14 protein-coding genes are annotated in these 14,792 nt (G+C 70.5%); 13 read left to right on the forward strand and 1 reads right to left on the reverse strand.

Features of this window, described 5'->3' with window-relative positions; all coding sequences use genetic code 11:
* Positions 1-29 precede the first annotated feature (29 nt).
* The 5 genes from tkt to ushA all read left to right on the forward strand — a co-directional run bounded on the left by tkt (position 30) and on the right by ushA (position 7,049).
* Positions 30-2,069 carry a transketolase gene (gene tkt / locus BEI_RS12855; protein WP_227644705.1) on the forward strand — a complete coding sequence of 680 codons (2,040 nt, stop codon included), beginning with the start codon at positions 30-32 and terminating at the stop codon, positions 2,067-2,069.
* On the forward strand, positions 2,066-3,133 hold the full coding sequence (gene tal / locus BEI_RS12860) for a transaldolase (RefSeq protein ID WP_097789892.1): 1,068 nt from the start codon (positions 2,066-2,068) through the stop codon (positions 3,131-3,133). The genes tkt and tal overlap by 4 nt, the downstream gene beginning before the upstream one ends.
* Before the next feature lie 74 nt (positions 3,134-3,207).
* Positions 3,208-4,017, forward strand: a complete 810-nt coding sequence (locus BEI_RS12865; protein ID WP_097789893.1) for an outer membrane protein OmpK — start codon at positions 3,208-3,210, stop codon at positions 4,015-4,017.
* 34 nt (positions 4,018-4,051) lie between these two features.
* The gene (locus BEI_RS12870; RefSeq protein ID WP_097789894.1) at positions 4,052-5,317 is read left to right on the forward strand and encodes a NupC/NupG family nucleoside CNT transporter; all 1,266 of its coding nucleotides are present in this window, start codon (positions 4,052-4,054) and stop codon (positions 5,315-5,317) included.
* A gap of 112 nt (positions 5,318-5,429) precedes the next feature.
* Positions 5,430-7,049: a bifunctional UDP-sugar hydrolase/5'-nucleotidase UshA gene (ushA, locus tag BEI_RS12875; RefSeq protein WP_097789895.1), complete on the forward strand. Its 1,620-nt coding sequence runs from the start codon at positions 5,430-5,432 to the stop codon at positions 7,047-7,049.
* 22 nt (positions 7,050-7,071) lie between these two features.
* Here ushA and BEI_RS12880 read toward each other — a convergent pair whose 3' ends face one another.
* Positions 7,072-7,791, reverse strand: coding sequence for a DeoR/GlpR family DNA-binding transcription regulator (locus BEI_RS12880; RefSeq protein ID WP_097789896.1), 720 nt, complete (start codon positions 7,789-7,791; stop codon positions 7,072-7,074).
* Positions 7,792-7,903: 112 nt separating this feature from the next.
* Between BEI_RS12880 and BEI_RS12885 the strand changes: the two genes are divergently transcribed.
* The 8 genes from BEI_RS12885 to BEI_RS12920 all read left to right on the forward strand — a co-directional run bounded on the left by BEI_RS12885 (position 7,904) and on the right by BEI_RS12920 (position 14,732).
* The gene (locus BEI_RS12885) at positions 7,904-9,172 is read left to right on the forward strand and encodes a NupC/NupG family nucleoside CNT transporter (protein ID WP_097789897.1); all 1,269 of its coding nucleotides are present in this window, start codon (positions 7,904-7,906) and stop codon (positions 9,170-9,172) included.
* A 56-nt stretch (positions 9,173-9,228) separates the two neighbouring features.
* Positions 9,229-10,005 carry a deoxyribose-phosphate aldolase gene (deoC, locus tag BEI_RS12890; protein WP_097789898.1) on the forward strand — a complete coding sequence of 259 codons (777 nt, stop codon included), beginning with the start codon at positions 9,229-9,231 and terminating at the stop codon, positions 10,003-10,005.
* Positions 10,005-11,333, forward strand: coding sequence for a thymidine phosphorylase (gene deoA, locus BEI_RS12895; protein ID WP_097789899.1), 1,329 nt, complete (start codon positions 10,005-10,007; stop codon positions 11,331-11,333). The genes deoC and deoA overlap by 1 nt, the downstream gene beginning before the upstream one ends.
* On the forward strand, positions 11,330-12,607 hold the full coding sequence (locus BEI_RS12900) for a phosphopentomutase (RefSeq protein ID WP_097789900.1): 1,278 nt from the start codon (positions 11,330-11,332) through the stop codon (positions 12,605-12,607). The genes deoA and BEI_RS12900 overlap by 4 nt, the downstream gene beginning before the upstream one ends.
* Positions 12,608-12,611: 4 nt before the next feature.
* The gene (gene deoD, locus BEI_RS12905) at positions 12,612-13,346 is read left to right on the forward strand and encodes a purine-nucleoside phosphorylase (protein ID WP_097789901.1); all 735 of its coding nucleotides are present in this window, start codon (positions 12,612-12,614) and stop codon (positions 13,344-13,346) included.
* A complete protein-coding gene (gene cdd / locus BEI_RS12910) occupies positions 13,343-13,768 on the forward strand; it encodes a cytidine deaminase (RefSeq protein WP_097789902.1) in 426 nt (141 codons plus the stop codon). Before deoD ends, cdd begins: the two co-directional genes overlap by 4 nt.
* Positions 13,769-13,962: 194 nt before the next feature.
* Positions 13,963-14,397, forward strand: coding sequence for a gamma-glutamylcyclotransferase family protein (locus tag BEI_RS12915; RefSeq protein ID WP_097789903.1), 435 nt, complete (start codon positions 13,963-13,965; stop codon positions 14,395-14,397).
* Positions 14,398-14,411: 14 nt separating this feature from the next.
* Positions 14,412-14,732, forward strand: a complete 321-nt coding sequence (locus tag BEI_RS12920) for a hypothetical protein (RefSeq protein WP_097789904.1) — start codon at positions 14,412-14,414, stop codon at positions 14,730-14,732.
* The last annotated feature ends 60 nt before the right edge of the window (positions 14,733-14,792 follow it).

Genomic DNA, 14,792 nt, shown 5'->3' on the forward strand with positions numbered 1-14,792 from the left:
CTCCCCGGCCCGACTCGATCACCGACACGCTGGATGCTTCGATAATGACAACGCCCGACACCGATACCCTCGCCAACGCACTGCGCGTCCTGTCCATGGACGCCGTGCAGCGCGCCGGCTCCGGCCACCCCGGCATGCCCATGGGCATGGCCGAGATCTCCGTCGCCCTCTGGCACGGCCACCTGCGCCACAATCCCGCCAACCCCGACTGGCCCGACCGCGACCGCTTCGTGCTCAGCAACGGCCATGGCTCCATGCTGCTCTACGCCCTGCTGCACCTGACCGGTTACGACGTCGCCACCGACGACCTGGCACGCTTCCGCCGCCTGGGCAGCAGGACGCCGGGCCATCCCGAGGTCGGCTATACCCCCGGCGTCGAGACCACCACGGGGCCGCTCGGCCAGGGCCTGGCCAACGCGGTGGGCATGGCCCTCGCCGAGAGACAGCTCGCCGAGGAATTCAACCGCGACGGCCTGCCCATCGTCGACCACCACACCTACGCCTTCGTGGGCGACGGCTGCCTGATGGAGGGCATCAGCCACGAGGCCGCCTCCCTGGCCGGCACCCTGGGCCTCGGCAAGCTGATCGTGCTCTACGACGACAACGGCATCTCCATCGACGGAGAGGTCGAGGGCTGGTTCACCGACGACACCGGGAAGCGCTTCGAGGCCTACGGCTGGCAGGTGATCGACGGCGTCGACGGCCATGACGTCGCTGAAGTCGACGCCGCCATCACTCGGGCGAAGGCCGACGACCGCCCCACCCTGATCGCCTGCCGGACGTTGATCGGCAAGGGCGCCCCCACCAAGCAGGGCAGCCACGACAGCCATGGCGCTCCGCTGGGCGAGGACGAGATCCGGGCCACCCGCAAGGCCCTGGGCTGGTCCCACTCCCCCTTCGAGATCCCCGAGGCCGTCGCCGCGGAGTGGAGCGCCCGGGAACGCGGCGCCCGTGACGAGGCCGCCTGGCGGGAACGCTTCGCGCGCTACGCCGAGGCCCATCCCCAGGCCGCCGCGGAGTTCGAGCGCCGGCTCGCCGGCGCCCTGCCGGAAGACTTCGCGATCCTGGCCCAGCGCCACCTCGAGGCCGTCGCCGAGCATTCGGAGACGCTCGCCACCCGCAAGGCCAGCCAGCAGGCGATCCAGGCCTTCGCCCCCCAACTGCCGGAACTCCTCGGCGGCTCGGCCGACCTGGCCGGCTCCAACCTCACGCTGTGGGACCAGGCCCGCCCCCTCACTCGCGACGGCGGCGGCAACTATGTGCACTACGGCGTACGCGAGTTCGGCATGGCCGCGATCATGAACGGCCTGACCCTGCATGGCGGCATCCGGCCATTCGGCGGGACCTTCCTGATGTTCTCGGAATACGCCCGCAATGCCCTGCGCATGGCCGCCTTGATGAAGATCAACCCCATCTTCGTGTTCACTCACGATTCCATTGGCCTTGGCGAGGACGGCCCCACCCACCAGCCGGTGGAACAGACCGCCAGCCTGCGCCTGATGCCCAACATGGACGTCTGGCGACCCTGCGATGCCGTGGAGACCCAGGTGGCCTGGCAGGTCGCCCTGGAGCACGCCGACACTCCCACCAGCCTGATCCTCAGCCGCCAGGCGCTGCCCGCCCAACCGCGCGATGCCCGGCAGCTGGCCGACATCCGCCGCGGCGGCTACGTGCTCGCCCGCGAGACGGGCGCGCTGGATCTCGTGCTGATCGCTACCGGCTCGGAGGTCGAACTGGCCGTCGCGGCCCGGGAGCGCCTGGCCGCCCGGGGCCTCCGGGCCCGGGTGGTGTCGCTGCCCTCCACCTTCGTCTTCGACCGCCAGCCCCGCGACTACCGCGACGCCGTGCTGCCGCCCCGAGTGCCCCGCCTGGCGGTCGAGGCCGGGGTGACCGACTACTGGCGGAAGTACGTGGGCCTCGATGGCGATGTCGTGGGGCTCGACACCTTCGGCGAGTCGGCCCCCGCCGACGAGCTCTACCGCCACTTCGGCCTCACCGCCGAGGTCGTGACCGAACGGGCCAGCCAACTGCTGGCCACCACCCGCGCATCCCAGGAGGTTTTCTCATGAGTCGTCTTCGCCGCATCGTCGACTTCGGGCAGCAGGTCTGGCTGGACAACCTGTCGCGCCGGCTGCTGGAGAGCGGTCGCCTCGAGCGCTGGCTCGAGGAGGACGCCATCGCCGGCGTCACCTCGAATCCGACGATCTTCCACAAGGCCATCGCCGAGGACCCGCTCTACCAGGACGACCTGGCGCGCCTGCGCGACCAGGAGCCCGACCCCGAACGGCGCTTCGAGGCCCTGGTGCTGCCCGATATCCGCGCGGCCTGCGACCTCCTGCGACCCCGCTACGAGGCCACCGGCGGCGATCAGGGTTACGTCAGCTTCGAGGTCTCGCCGCACCTGGCCCAGGACGCGGCAGGCACCCTGGCCGCCGCCGAGCGCCTCTGGGCCGCCATCGACCGGCCCAACGCCATGATCAAGATCCCGGCCACCCGGGCCTGCCTGCCGGCCATCCGCGACGCCATCGCCGCCGGCCTCAACGTCAACGTCACCCTGATGTTCTCGCCGCGGCACCTGGACGACGTCTTCACCGCCTACCGGGACGGGTTGGCCGCCCGTCATGCCGCCGGCCAGCCGGTCGACCACATCCACGCGGTGGCGAGCTTCTTCCTCAGCCGGGTGGACACCCTGATCGATGGCCAGCTGCCGGAGTCCGCCGCCCACCTGCGCGGCCGGATCGCCGTCGCCTCGGCCAAGACCGCCTATGCCCGCTGGCGGGAGGTCTTCGGCGACGAGGCCTTCGCCACGCTGCGCGCGGCCGGCGCCCGGCCCCAGAGCTGCCTGTGGGCCAGCACGGGCACCAAGAATCCGGCCTATTCCGACGTCCTCTACGTGGAAGAGCTGATCGGCCCCGACACCGTCAACACCGTGCCCGATGCCACCCTGGCGGCCTTCGCCGACCACGGCGAGGCGGCCGAAACGCTGACCGCCGGCCTCGACGAGGCCCGCGAGCGGTTGGCCGAGCTGAAGGCCTTGGGCATCGATCTCGATGACGTCGGCGAGCGACTCCAACGGGAGGGGCTCGCGGCCTTCGAGCGCGCCTTCGACGAGCTGCTGCGTCTGGTCGACTGACGCTTCTCCCGGCCGGTCGACCCGACCGGCCCTTCCGACACCATCACCAAGCACAACGACAACACGAGGATCCCATGTCTTACCCTGCACGCCGCCTGCCCCTGACCATCGCCTCCCTGCTGGCCGGTCTCGCCCCCATCGCCCAGGCCGATGCCCTGACCCCGAACTGGTCGTTCGCCAATGCCTCGGTCAACTACCTCGACTGGTCCGGGGGCACCGAGGAGCGCACCGCCACCAATGCCGCCAAGAGCGACTTCGTCTACCTGGAGCTGGAGGGGGGCGCCGGCTTCGACTGGGGCGAGCTCTACGGCTTCTTCGACGCCGAGAACCCCAACCATGGCAGCTTCGACGAACGCAGCGGCGGCAAGGACAATTTCCGCACCGCCGCCAAGGTGACGTCGCACTTCTACCTCGGCGACTCCCCCTTCTCGCTCTATGCCCATGTCTATGACTTCCGGGACCACGGCTTCGATGTCCGCGAGCAGGACCAGGTCCTCGGCCTGGGCTATCGCCACACCTTCGCCAATGGCCTGTGGATCAAGCCCTTCCTCGGGCCCGCCCGGGTGCAGAGCAGCGGCTATACCGGCATGAACGGCTATATCGGCGGCTGGGTCGCCGGCTACGATTTCCACGCCCTGGGCCAGAGGCTGAGCCTGACCAACTGGCACGAGCAGACCTTCGCCCGGGACGACGCCTACCTGACGCAGAACTTCGTCGGCGAGAAGGCCGGCAGCACCGGCACCAACGGCGCCGTGGCCCTGTGGTGGCACCCCGTGGAGACGATCACCACCGGCGTCCAGTACCGCTACGCAGACGAGAAGCTGGGCACCCCGGGCGCCTACCAGAACGCCCTGATCTACTCGCTCAAGCTCAACTTCCTGTAACGGCGTCATTCTCCCGGATCATGAGGGCACCCTAATGGACATCACCATGAGCCTGATCGGGATGACGACGCTCATCCTCATCGCCTTGCTCTTCTCCTCGAACCGTCGCGCCATCCGCCTGCGCACCGTGGGCGGCGCCTTCGCCATCCAGGCCGGCCTCGGCGCCTTCGTGCTCTACGTGCCTACCGGCCAGGCGGTGCTCGCCACCGTCTCCGATGCCGTCAGCCAGGTGGTGGCCTATGCCAACGACGGCATCGGCTTCCTGTTCGGCGGCCTGGCCGACGTGGAGGCCACCGGCTTCGTCTTCGCCATCAAGGTGCTGCCGGTGATCGTCTTCTTCTCCTCGCTCACCGCCGTGCTCTACTACCTGGGCATCATGCAATGGGTGATCCGCCTCCTCGGCGGCGCCCTGCAGAAGGCGCTCGGCACCTCGCGCACCGAGTCGCTGTCGGCCACCGCCAACATCTTCGTCGGCCAGACAGAGGCGCCCCTGGTGGTGCGGCCCTTCATCGCCCGCATGACCCGGTCGCAGCTGTTCGCGGTGATGTGCGGCGGCCTGGCCTCGGTGGCTGGCTCGGTACTGGCCGGCTACGCAGCACTGGGGATTCCCATGGAGTACCTGGTGGCGGCCTCCTTCATGGCCGCCCCGGGCGGCCTGCTGTTCGCCAAGCTGCTCCTGCCCGAGACCGAGACGCCGGAGGACAGCGTCTCCGCCGCCGAGAAGCGCCTGGAAGCGGAGGAGGACCACCTGACCAATGTGCTGGATGCCGCGGCGGCCGGGGCCTCCTCGGGCCTCAACCTGGCCGCCAACGTCGGCGCCATGCTGCTGGCCTTCATCGGCCTGATCGCCCTGTTCAACGGCATCCTCGGCGGGGTCGGCGGCTGGTTCGGCATGGAGTCGCTGAGCCTGGAGCTGATCCTCGGCTGGCTCTTCGCCCCGCTCGCCTTCCTGCTCGGCGTGCCCTGGGAAGAGGCGACCCTGGCCGGCTCCTTCATCGGCCAGAAGCTGGTGGTCAACGAGTTCGTGGCCTATATCAATCTGGCGCCCTACATCGACGGCGAGCAGGTGGTGGCCGCCACCGGCGAGGCGATGACGCCCCATACCAAGGCGATCCTGTCCTTCGCCCTGTGCGGCTTCGCCAACCTGTCGTCCATCGCCATCCTGCTCGGTGGCCTGGGCAGCATCGCGCCGAGCCGCCGCCACGACATCGCCCGACTGGGCCTCAAGGCGATGCTCGCCGGCACCCTCTCCAACCTCATGTCGGCCTCCCTCGCCGGCTTCTTCCTCTCCTTGGCCTGATGCCGCCAAGAACGCCGGGCGGCCTGGGGACGCCATGCTGCCCGGCGTCCATCTCCGCGAGCCGGCACGAGGCAGGTGCCGGCTTGCCGCTACCGATCGAAAGGAGTCCTCGATGCGTCACACGATAGGGAGCCGCGCCCTGCTCGCGGGCATGCTGCTACTGCTCGGCGGCTGTGCGACGCCGGCACCGGAGACGACGTACCGCCTCACCATCCTGCATACCAACGATCATCACGGCCGTTTCTGGCGCAACGCCCGGGACGAATACGGCATGGCGGCCCGCAAGACACTGGTCGACCGCCTCCGGAGCGAAGTCGAGGCCGAAGGCGGACGGTCGCTGCTGCTCTCGGGTGGCGACATCAATACCGGCGTCCCCGAGTCCGACCTGCTGGATGCCGAGCCCGATTTCAAGGGCATGAACCTGCTGGGCTACGACGCCATGGCCGTCGGCAACCATGAGTTCGACAACCCCCTGGCGGTGCTGCGCCGGCAGGAGGCCTGGGCCGACTTCCCGCTGCTGTCGGCCAACATCTATCGGCGATCCACGGGGCAGCGCCTCTTTCCCGCCTATGAGCTCTTCGAGCTGGAGGGGCTCGAGGTCGCCGTCCTCGGCCTGACCACGGACGACACGGCGGTCATCGGCAACCCCGAGTATCTGGCCGATATCGAGTTTCGCGACCCCGTCGAGGAGGCGGCCAAGCTCGTCCCCGAGCTACGGGAGCGCGCCGACCTCGTCATCGCCGTCACCCATATGGGCCACTATGCCGACGCCCGGCACGGCGCCAATGCACCGGGCGACGTCACCCTCGCCCGGCGCGTGCCCGGCATCGACCTGGTGGTGGGCGGCCACTCCCAGGAACCGGTGTGCATGGCCGCCGAGAATCGCATGGATGAGGACTTCGTTCCTGGGGATGCCTGCGTCCCCGACGTGAAGAACGGCACGCTCATCGTGCAGGCCCATGAATGGGGCAAGTACGTGGGACGCGCCGACCTGGTCTACCGGGACGGCGAGCTCGACCTGGAGCGCTATCGCCTGCTGCCCGTCAACCTGCTGAGGGACGTTCGGGCCGACGGCGGCCCGCCTCGGCGGCTGGCCGACGCGCGGATCCCCGAGGATGACGCCATGCTGGCCCTGCTGGCGCCCTTCCAGGAGAAGGGCCAACGCCGACTGGAAGAGCCCGTCGGCCAAGTGCGAGGCCGGCTGGAGGGCGACCGTGACCGGGTACGCTTCGAGCAGACCAACCTGGGCCGGCTGATCGCCACCGCCCAGGCCACGGCGACCGGCGCCGACCTGGCGATCGTCAACTCGGGCGGCATCCGCCACGGCCTGCCCGAGGGTCCGGTGACCTACCGGGACATCCTCCAGGTCCAACCCTTCGGCAATCGCGTGGCCTACGTGGACCTGAGCGGCCGCGAACTGCAGGCTTACCTGGAGACCCTGACCGCCATGCCGACCGACTCCGGGGCCTATGTGCAGTTCGGCCAGGTCAGCTTCGCGGTGAAGGATGGCGAGCTCCGCGACCTGGTGGTGTACGGCAACGGCGAGACCCGCGTCGAGGCCTCCGGCACCTATCGCCTGGCCCTGAACACCTACTCGGCCGCCGGGGGCGACGGCTATCCCCCGCTCAGCGACCATCCCCGTTTCGTCGATACGGGCGTGACCGATGCCGAGGTGCTCAAGCGCTTCATCGCGCGACACAGCCCCATCGAGGCGGCGGCGTGGCAGCCCTGACACCGCCGGCGACAAAGGGGTGTCAACCGGGTGCCCCGTCCTCGGTGATGACCTCGTCGATGTCCTCGAGCCCGCCGAAGCGGGCCGGCCGTACCAGGCCATGCTTGCTGGCGTCCACCACCAGCACGCGGCGCTCGGCCGTGGCGATGGCGGCCTGCTTGGGGGCCACCTCGTGGAAGTGGAAGCAGCTGAGCCCCTGGCGCGGGTGCACTCCCGCCGCCGACAGGAAGGCCTTGTTGATGCCGAGCCGCCGGATGGCGGCCGGCATGTCGTCGCTGGCGAAGGAGCGCGACGAGGCGTGATAGACCCCGCCCAGCAGCCACAGCCGCACACCGGGACGCTCGCTGACCGCCTCGGCCACGTTGAGGGCATAGGTCACCACCGTCAGCGAGAGATCCTCGGGGAGGCTCGCCGCCAGCGGCATCAGGGTGGTGCCACAGTCGATGAAGAGGGTGTCGTCCGGGGCCAGCATCGCCAGGGCCCGCTCGCACAACCGCCGCTTGGCGGCGGCATGCCGATCGCGCTGGACGGCCAGGTCGTAGACGGAGCCGTGACGCGGGTCGTCGGCGCGCATCAGGTGGCCGCCGATCAGCACCAGCTCGCCGTCGGAGGCCGCCAGATCCCGCCGAATGGTCATCTCCGAGACGCCGCACAGCGCCGCCGCCTCGGCCAGCCGCAGGCTCCCCCCCTGGGCCAGGGCCTCGCCGATCCGGGCCAGGCGCCTTGCACTGCGCTCGTTCATTGGCTATTTCTCTTTGCCAGGAATGTTAAAAAAATAACATCGGGTGATACAATTTTCACTCGCCCATTCACCCCTGGCCTCCGGCCGCCCCGATGCCCCAGGATCGATTCCCATGACACCAATAATGAGCCTCGTCGGCATGGCAACCCTGATCGCCATCGCCCTGATCTTCTCCACCAACCGTCGCGCCATCCGCCTGCGCACCGTGGGGGGCGCCTTCGCCATCCAGGCCGGCCTCGGCGCCTTCGTGCTCTACGTGCCCGCCGGCCAGGTGGTGCTCAAGAGCGTTTCCGACGCCGTGAGCCAGGTGGTGCTCTATGCCAACGACGGCATCGACTTCCTGTTCGGCGGCCTGGCCAACGTGGAGGCCACCGGCTTCGTCTTCGCCATCAAGGTGCTGCCGGTCATCATCTTCTTCTCCTCGCTGACCGCGGTGCTCTACTACCTGGGCATCATGCAGTGGGTGATCCGGATCCTCGGTGGCGCCCTGCAGAAGGCACTGGGCACCTCGCGCACCGAATCGCTGTCGGCCACCGCCAACATCTTCGTCGGCCAGACCGAGGCGCCGCTGGTGGTGCGGCCCTTCATCGCCCGCATGACGCCCTCGCAGCTGTTCGCGGTGATGTGCGGCGGCCTGGCCTCGGTGGCCGGCTCGGTGCTGGCCGGCTACGCGGCCCTGGGCATCCCCATGGAGTACCTGGTGGCGGCCTCCTTCATGGCCGCTCCCGGGGGCCTACTGTTCGCCAAGCTGCTGATGCCCGAGACCGAGACCCCGGCCGATGACATGGCCGAGGCAGAGGAACGCCTCGACGCCGAGGAGCACCACCCCAGCAACGTCCTGGACGCCGCCGCCGCCGGCGCCTCCTCGGGCCTCAACCTGGCCGCCAACGTGGGCGCCATGCTGCTGGCCTTCATCGGCCTGATCGCCCTGCTCAACGGCATCCTCGGCGGGGTCGGCGGCTGGTTCGGGGTCGAGTCGCTGAGCCTGGAGATGATCCTCGGCTGGGTCTTCGCCCCCCTGGCCTTCCTGCTCGGCGTCCCCTGGGAGGAGGCGACGCTGGCCGGCTCCTTCATCGGCCAGAAGCTGGTAGTGAACGAGTTCGTGGCCTATATCAACCTGGCGCCCTACATCGACGGCGAGCAGGTGGTGGCCGCCACCGGTCAGGCGATGTCCGCCCACACCATGGCGATCCTGTCCTTCGCCCTGTGCGGCTTCGCCAACCTCTCGTCCATCGCCATCCTGCTCGGCGGCCTGGGCAGCATCGCGCCGACCCGGCGCCACGACATCGCCCGCTTCGGCCTCAAGGCCGTGCTGGCCGGGACCCTCTCCAACCTGATGTCCGCCACCATCGCCGGCTTCTTCATCGCCCTCGGGGCCTGAACCGGCCAGCGCCGCGGTCACCCCGCGGCGCCCCATTCACCGCATAGGACACCCTCATGACCGACATCGAACGCGCCGCCCGTCAGGCCCTGTCCCTGATGGACCTCACCAGCCTCAACGACGACGACACCGACGCCAGCATCGAGGCATTGTGCCAGCGGGCCAAGACCCCGGTGGGCACCCCGGCCGCGGTCTGCGTCTACCCACGCTTCATCGTCCCGGCCCGCCGCGCGCTGACCGCCCATCGGCTCAACGGCACCGTGAAGATCGCCACGGTCACCAACTTCCCGCACGGCCACGACGACGTCATGGCCGCCGCCCGGGAAACCCGCGAGGCGGTGGCCTCCGGTGCCGACGAGGTGGACGTGGTCTTCCCCTATCGCGCCCTGATGGCGGGCGACGAGGCCGTGGGCCGCGAGCTGGTGGAGATGTGCAAGGCCGCCTGCGGCGACGCCACCCTCAAGGTGATCCTCGAGACCGGCGAGCTCGAGGATCCGGCGCTGATCCGCCGCGCCGCGGAGCTGGCCGTGGAAGGCGGCGCCGACTTCCTCAAGACCTCCACCGGCAAGGTCGCGGTGAACGCCACCCTGGAGGCCGCCGAGACCCTGCTCGAGGTGATCCGCGACAGCGGCCGGGACGTCGGCTTCAAGGCCGCCGGCGGGGTGCGCACCGCCGAGGACGCCCAGGCCTACCTGCAGCTGGCCGAGCGCGTCATGGGCGGAGCCTGGGTCGACCGCGACCACTTCCGCTTCGGCGCCTCGGGCCTGCTCGACGACCTGCTGCTGACGCTGGGCGCCCTCGGCGGCGGCGCCGCCGCCGAGGGCGACTACTGATGCTGCCCCAGGAGGCCATCCGCGCCAAGCGCGACGGTCGGGCCCTGCCGGCGGCGACAATCCGCGAGCTGGTCGAGGGCATCGGCGACGGCGGCCTCTCCGACGCCCAGGTCGGCGCCCTGGCCATGGCCATCTACCTGCAGGGCATGGACGCCGCCGAGACGGTGGCGCTCACCGAGGCCATCCGCGACTCCGGGGAGGTGCTCGACTGGTCCGACCTCGACCTGCCCGGCCCGGTGCTCGACAAGCACTCCACCGGCGGCGTGGGCGACCTGGTTTCGCTGGTGCTCGGCCCCTGGGTCGCCGCCTGCGGCGGCCACGTGCCGATGATCTCCGGTCGCGGCCTGGGCCACACCGGCGGCACCCTGGACAAGCTCGAGGCGATCCCCGGCTACTCGGTCACCCCCGATACCGCCACCTTCCGCCGCCTGGTCAAGGACGTCGGGGTGGCGATCATCGGCCAGACCGGCCGCCTGGCTCCGACGGACAGGCGCCTCTACGCGGTGCGCGACGTCACCGCCACCGTGGAGTCGCTGCCGCTGATCGTCTCCTCCATCCTCGGCAAGAAGCTGGCCTGCGGCCTCGATGCCCTGGTCATGGACGTCAAGGTGGGCAGCGGGGCCTTTATGCCCACGGCGGAAGCCTCCAGGGAACTCGCTAGCACGATTGCCGAGGTGGCGAGTCAGGCCGGAACTTCCACGACCGCCTTGCTGACCGACATGAGCCAGCCGCTGGCGCCCTGCGCCGGCAATGCCGTGGAGGTCCGCGAGGCGCTGGCCGTGCTCACCGGCGAACGCCGCGACGGCCGCCTGCTGACGGTGACCCGGACGCTGGCCGCGGAGATGCTGCTGGCCGGCGGCCTGGCCGCGGACCGCGACGCCGCCCAGGCCCGTCTCGACGAGCGACTCGCCTCGGGGGCGGCCGCCGAGCGGTTCGCACGCATGGTGGCCGGCCTCGGCGGCCCCAGCGACCTGCTCGAGGCCGCCGACCGCCACCTGCCCACCGCCCCGGTGGTGCGCGAGGTGCGGGCCGAGCGTGCCGGCCACCTGCGACGGATGGATACCCGGGCCCTGGGTCTGGCCGTGGTGGAACTCGGCGGCGGGCGCCGCGCCCCCGATGATCCCGTCGACCCGGCGGTGGGCCTGACCGGCATCGCCGCGCTGGGCGATCGCCTCGCGGCCGGCCAGCCCCTGGCCACCGTCCACGCCCGCAGCGAGGACGACGCCGAGCGCGCCGAGCGCCAGCTGCTGGCCGCCGTCGAACTCGGCGAGACGCCGGCGCCCGCGCCTACACTGATACAGGACATCATCCGCCGGGAGGCCCCATGACACGTGCGCTCGTCCTCGTCCTCGACTCCTTCGGCATCGGCGCCACCCCCGACGCCGCGGCCTTCGGCGATGCCGGGGCCGACACCCTGGGCCACATCGCCGAGGCCTGCGCCAAGGGTCAGGCCGATCTCGTTCAGGGCCCCGAACACGGCCCTGGCCCCGCCGCGGGCGCTACACGCCAGGGCCCGCTGAAGCTGCCCAACCTCGGCCGGCTGGGCCTCTTCCATGCCCACCGGGAGAGCACCGGCACCTGGGCCGACGGCGTCACCCCGCCCGAGACGGTGGCCGGCGCCTACGGCCATGCCCGGGAGATTTCCTCGGGCAAGGACACTCCCTCGGGCCACTGGGAGCTCGCCGGGGTGCCGGTGTGCTTCGAGTGGGGCTATTTCACCCAGCGCGAGCACAGCTTCCCGAGCGAGCTGCTCCAGGCGCTGATCCGCGAGGCCGAGCTGCCCGGGGTGCTGGGCGACTGTCATGCCTCCGGGACCGAGATCATCGCCCGGCTGGGCGAGGAGCACGTGCGCACCGGCGAACCCATCGTCTACACCTCGGCGGACTCGGTGTTCCAGATCGCCGCCCACGAGGAGACCTTCGGCCTGGCGCGGCTCTACCGGGTGTGCGAGATCGCCCGGCGCCTGCTCGAGCCCTACAACATCGGCCGGGTGATCGCCCGCCCCTTCACCGGCGACGACGCCGCGAGCTTCGCCCGCACGGCCAACCGCCGCGACTACAGCGTCGAGCCGCCCGCGCCCACGGTGCTCCAGAAGCTCCATGACGACGGCGGTCAGGTGGTGGCCATCGGCAAGATCGCCGACATCTACGCCCACTGCGGCATCTCCCAGACGATCAAGGCCAGCGGCCACGAGGCCCTGTTCGACGCCACCCTCCAGGCCCTGGAGACCGCGGGCGAGCGCACCCTGATCATGACCAACTTCGTCGACTTCGACATGGTCTACGGCCACCGTCGCGACGTGGCCGGCTACGCCGCCGCCCTGGAGGCCTTCGACACCCGCCTGCCGGAGCTGCTCGAGCGGCTCGAGGACGACGACCTGCTGGTGATGACCGCCGACCACGGCTGCGATCCCACCTGGACCGGCACCGATCACACCCGGGAGCACGTTCCGGTGCTGGCCGTCGGCGCCGGGCTGGCGCCCGGCTCGCTGGGGGCCCGGGCCAGCTTCGCCGACATCGGCCAGAGCCTGGCCCGCCACTTCGGCCTGCCGCCCATGGACGACGGCGAGAGCTTCCTGCCCGACCACGACACGGAGAACTGACACGATGGCGACTCCCCATATCCAGGCCGAGCGCGGCGACTTCGCGGATACCGTGCTGATGCCCGGCGACCCGCTGCGCGCCCAGTACATCGCCGAGACCTACCTCGAGGACGTGCGCCAGGTGAACCGCGTGCGCAACATGTACGGCTACACCGGCACCTATCGGGGCCGCGAGATCTCGGTGATGGGCCACGGCATGGGCATCCCCTCGGTGTCCATCTACGCCAAGGAGCTGATCACCGACTACGACGTGAAGCGGCTGATCCGGGTCGGGTCCTGCGGCGCGGTGCGCGACGACGTGGCGGTGCGCGACGTGGTGATCGGGCTGGGCGCCAGCACCGATTCCGGGGTCAACCGCACCCGCTTCCTCGGGCACGACTTCGCCGCCGTGGCCGACTTCGAGTTGACCCGCCACGCCGTGGACGCCGCCGCCGCCCAGGGCGTGCCGGTCAAGGTGGGCAACCTCTTCTCGGCGGACCTCTTCTACAACCCCGATCCGAACCTCATCGAGACTCTCCGCCGCTACGGCATCGTCGGCGTGGAGATGGAGGCCGCCGGCCTTTACGGCGTGGCCGCCGAGTTCGGCGCCCGAGCCATGACCATCTGCACGGTCTCCGACCACATCGTCAAGGGCGATTCCCTGTCCAGCGACGAGCGCGCCACCACCTTCGACGAGATGATGACCATCGCCCTGGATGGCGTGCTGCGCGACGACGCGACCGGGGAGGCGCTCTCATGAGCGAGGCCATCGAGCGCGACATCGTCGAGGCGCTGATCGCCGTCCGCGACCGGGCCTATGCGCCCTACTCCGCCCATCCGGTGGGCGCCCTGGTGGTCAGCGAGAGCGGGAGGCGTTACACGGGCGCCAACGTCGAGGTGGCCCACTACAAGGGGATCTGCGCCGAGGCCTCGGCCATCGCCGCCCTGGCCAGCGCCGGGGAGCGCGAGCTGCGCGAGGTCTACGTGATCGGGCCCGGCGAGCACCTGTGCACGCCCTGCGGCGACTGCCGCCAGCGCATCCGCGAGTTCGCCACCGCCGAGACGCGCATCCGGGTGGTCGACGCCGAGGGCCGGCTGCTCAGGCGCTACACCATGAACGAGCTGCTGCCGGACTCCTTCGGCCCAGAGAACCTCGGCCGTTCCTCGACCCTGGGCGACTGAGCCGACCCGGCACCGCCGGGGCTCATCCCGGCGGTGCCGCTCCGGTATCGACGTAGGCCGGATAAGCGAGCCTGCGAGTGCATCCGGCGGACTTGGCGTCGCGAGACTGGGGGATGCGCCGGCGCTTATCCCCTGCCGCAGAGCGGCTTTGGTAGACTGGAGCCCCGGGTTCGATCCACAGGAGACTCGTCACCATGCCCTCCCCCGCCCTGGCCATCACCCGCACGCCCCTGGTCGCCGTCTACGGCACCCTGAAGCGCGGCCTGCGCAACCATCATTGGCTGGCGGGCGCCGACTACCTGGGCACGGATCGCCTGACCACGGTCACCCTCTTCGATCTCGGCCCCTACCCCGGCGCCAAGGCCGAGCCGTCCTGGGGCGTCGAGGTGGAGGTGTTCCGGGTCGATGTCGCCCTGCTCGCCGGCCTCGACCGGCTGGAGGACTACCGGGTCCGCACGCCGCGGGCCGGCACCTATGACCGCGCCGTGCACACCACCGCCTTCGGTCCGGCCTGGCTCTACCTCTATCTCCACGACGTCGCCGGTTGCCCGGCGATCCGCGAAGGCGGCTGGCCGATCGCTCGTGCCGATCTCGGCGGCGACCGCACGGCGCCCCGCTACCATCCCTGACCACGGAGGATGCCATGGGCCGCCTCGTCTCATTGATCCTTGTCGCCGGCCTGGCCTATGGCGGGCTCTACCTGTATTACGGCTGGGCGGTGGAGCGAGCCGTCGAGGACGCGCTCGCGGATCTCGGCCTGACGGCCCTGGAGGTGGAAGGCATCGCCTATGGCCCGTTGGCCCCCCTGACCGACGAGGCGACGATCTCCACCGAGGTCACCTACCAGGGCGCCGCCGCCACGGTGGACCTGCGTCTGCACGGCCATCCGCTGGTCTCCGAGGAGCTGCGCCTGGAGATCGGCGCCCTGCAGGCGCTGCGGCTGAGGATCGGGGCGGGTCAGTGACCGACCGCAATCCCAAGGCTCTCTCGATACGCCTGGTCGAGCCCCGAAGGCGTATCGACG

It is taken from the genome of Halomonas beimenensis (assembly GCF_002549795.1).
In the GTDB taxonomy this organism is placed as follows: Bacteria; Pseudomonadota; Gammaproteobacteria; order Pseudomonadales; family Halomonadaceae; genus Halomonas; species Halomonas beimenensis.

Coding starts and splice junctions, on each gene's coding strand:
- tal (WP_097789892.1), top strand. CDS start 2,066: ATGAGTCGTCTTCGCCGCATCGTCGACTTCGGGCAGCAGGTCTGGCTG.
- BEI_RS12865 (WP_097789893.1), top strand. CDS start 3,208: ATGTCTTACCCTGCACGCCGCCTGCCCCTGACCATCGCCTCCCTGCTG.
- BEI_RS12870 (WP_097789894.1), top strand. CDS start 4,052: ATGGACATCACCATGAGCCTGATCGGGATGACGACGCTCATCCTCATC.
- ushA (WP_097789895.1), top strand. CDS start 5,430: ATGCGTCACACGATAGGGAGCCGCGCCCTGCTCGCGGGCATGCTGCTA.
- BEI_RS12880 (WP_097789896.1), bottom strand. CDS start 7,791: ATGAACGAGCGCAGTGCAAGGCGCCTGGCCCGGATCGGCGAGGCCCTG.
- BEI_RS12885 (WP_097789897.1), top strand. CDS start 7,904: ATGACACCAATAATGAGCCTCGTCGGCATGGCAACCCTGATCGCCATC.
- deoC (WP_097789898.1), top strand. CDS start 9,229: ATGACCGACATCGAACGCGCCGCCCGTCAGGCCCTGTCCCTGATGGAC.
- deoA (WP_097789899.1), top strand. CDS start 10,005: ATGCTGCCCCAGGAGGCCATCCGCGCCAAGCGCGACGGTCGGGCCCTG.
- BEI_RS12900 (WP_097789900.1), top strand. CDS start 11,330: ATGACACGTGCGCTCGTCCTCGTCCTCGACTCCTTCGGCATCGGCGCC.
- deoD (WP_097789901.1), top strand. CDS start 12,612: ATGGCGACTCCCCATATCCAGGCCGAGCGCGGCGACTTCGCGGATACC.
- cdd (WP_097789902.1), top strand. CDS start 13,343: ATGAGCGAGGCCATCGAGCGCGACATCGTCGAGGCGCTGATCGCCGTC.
- BEI_RS12915 (WP_097789903.1), top strand. CDS start 13,963: ATGCCCTCCCCCGCCCTGGCCATCACCCGCACGCCCCTGGTCGCCGTC.
- BEI_RS12920 (WP_097789904.1), top strand. CDS start 14,412: ATGGGCCGCCTCGTCTCATTGATCCTTGTCGCCGGCCTGGCCTATGGC.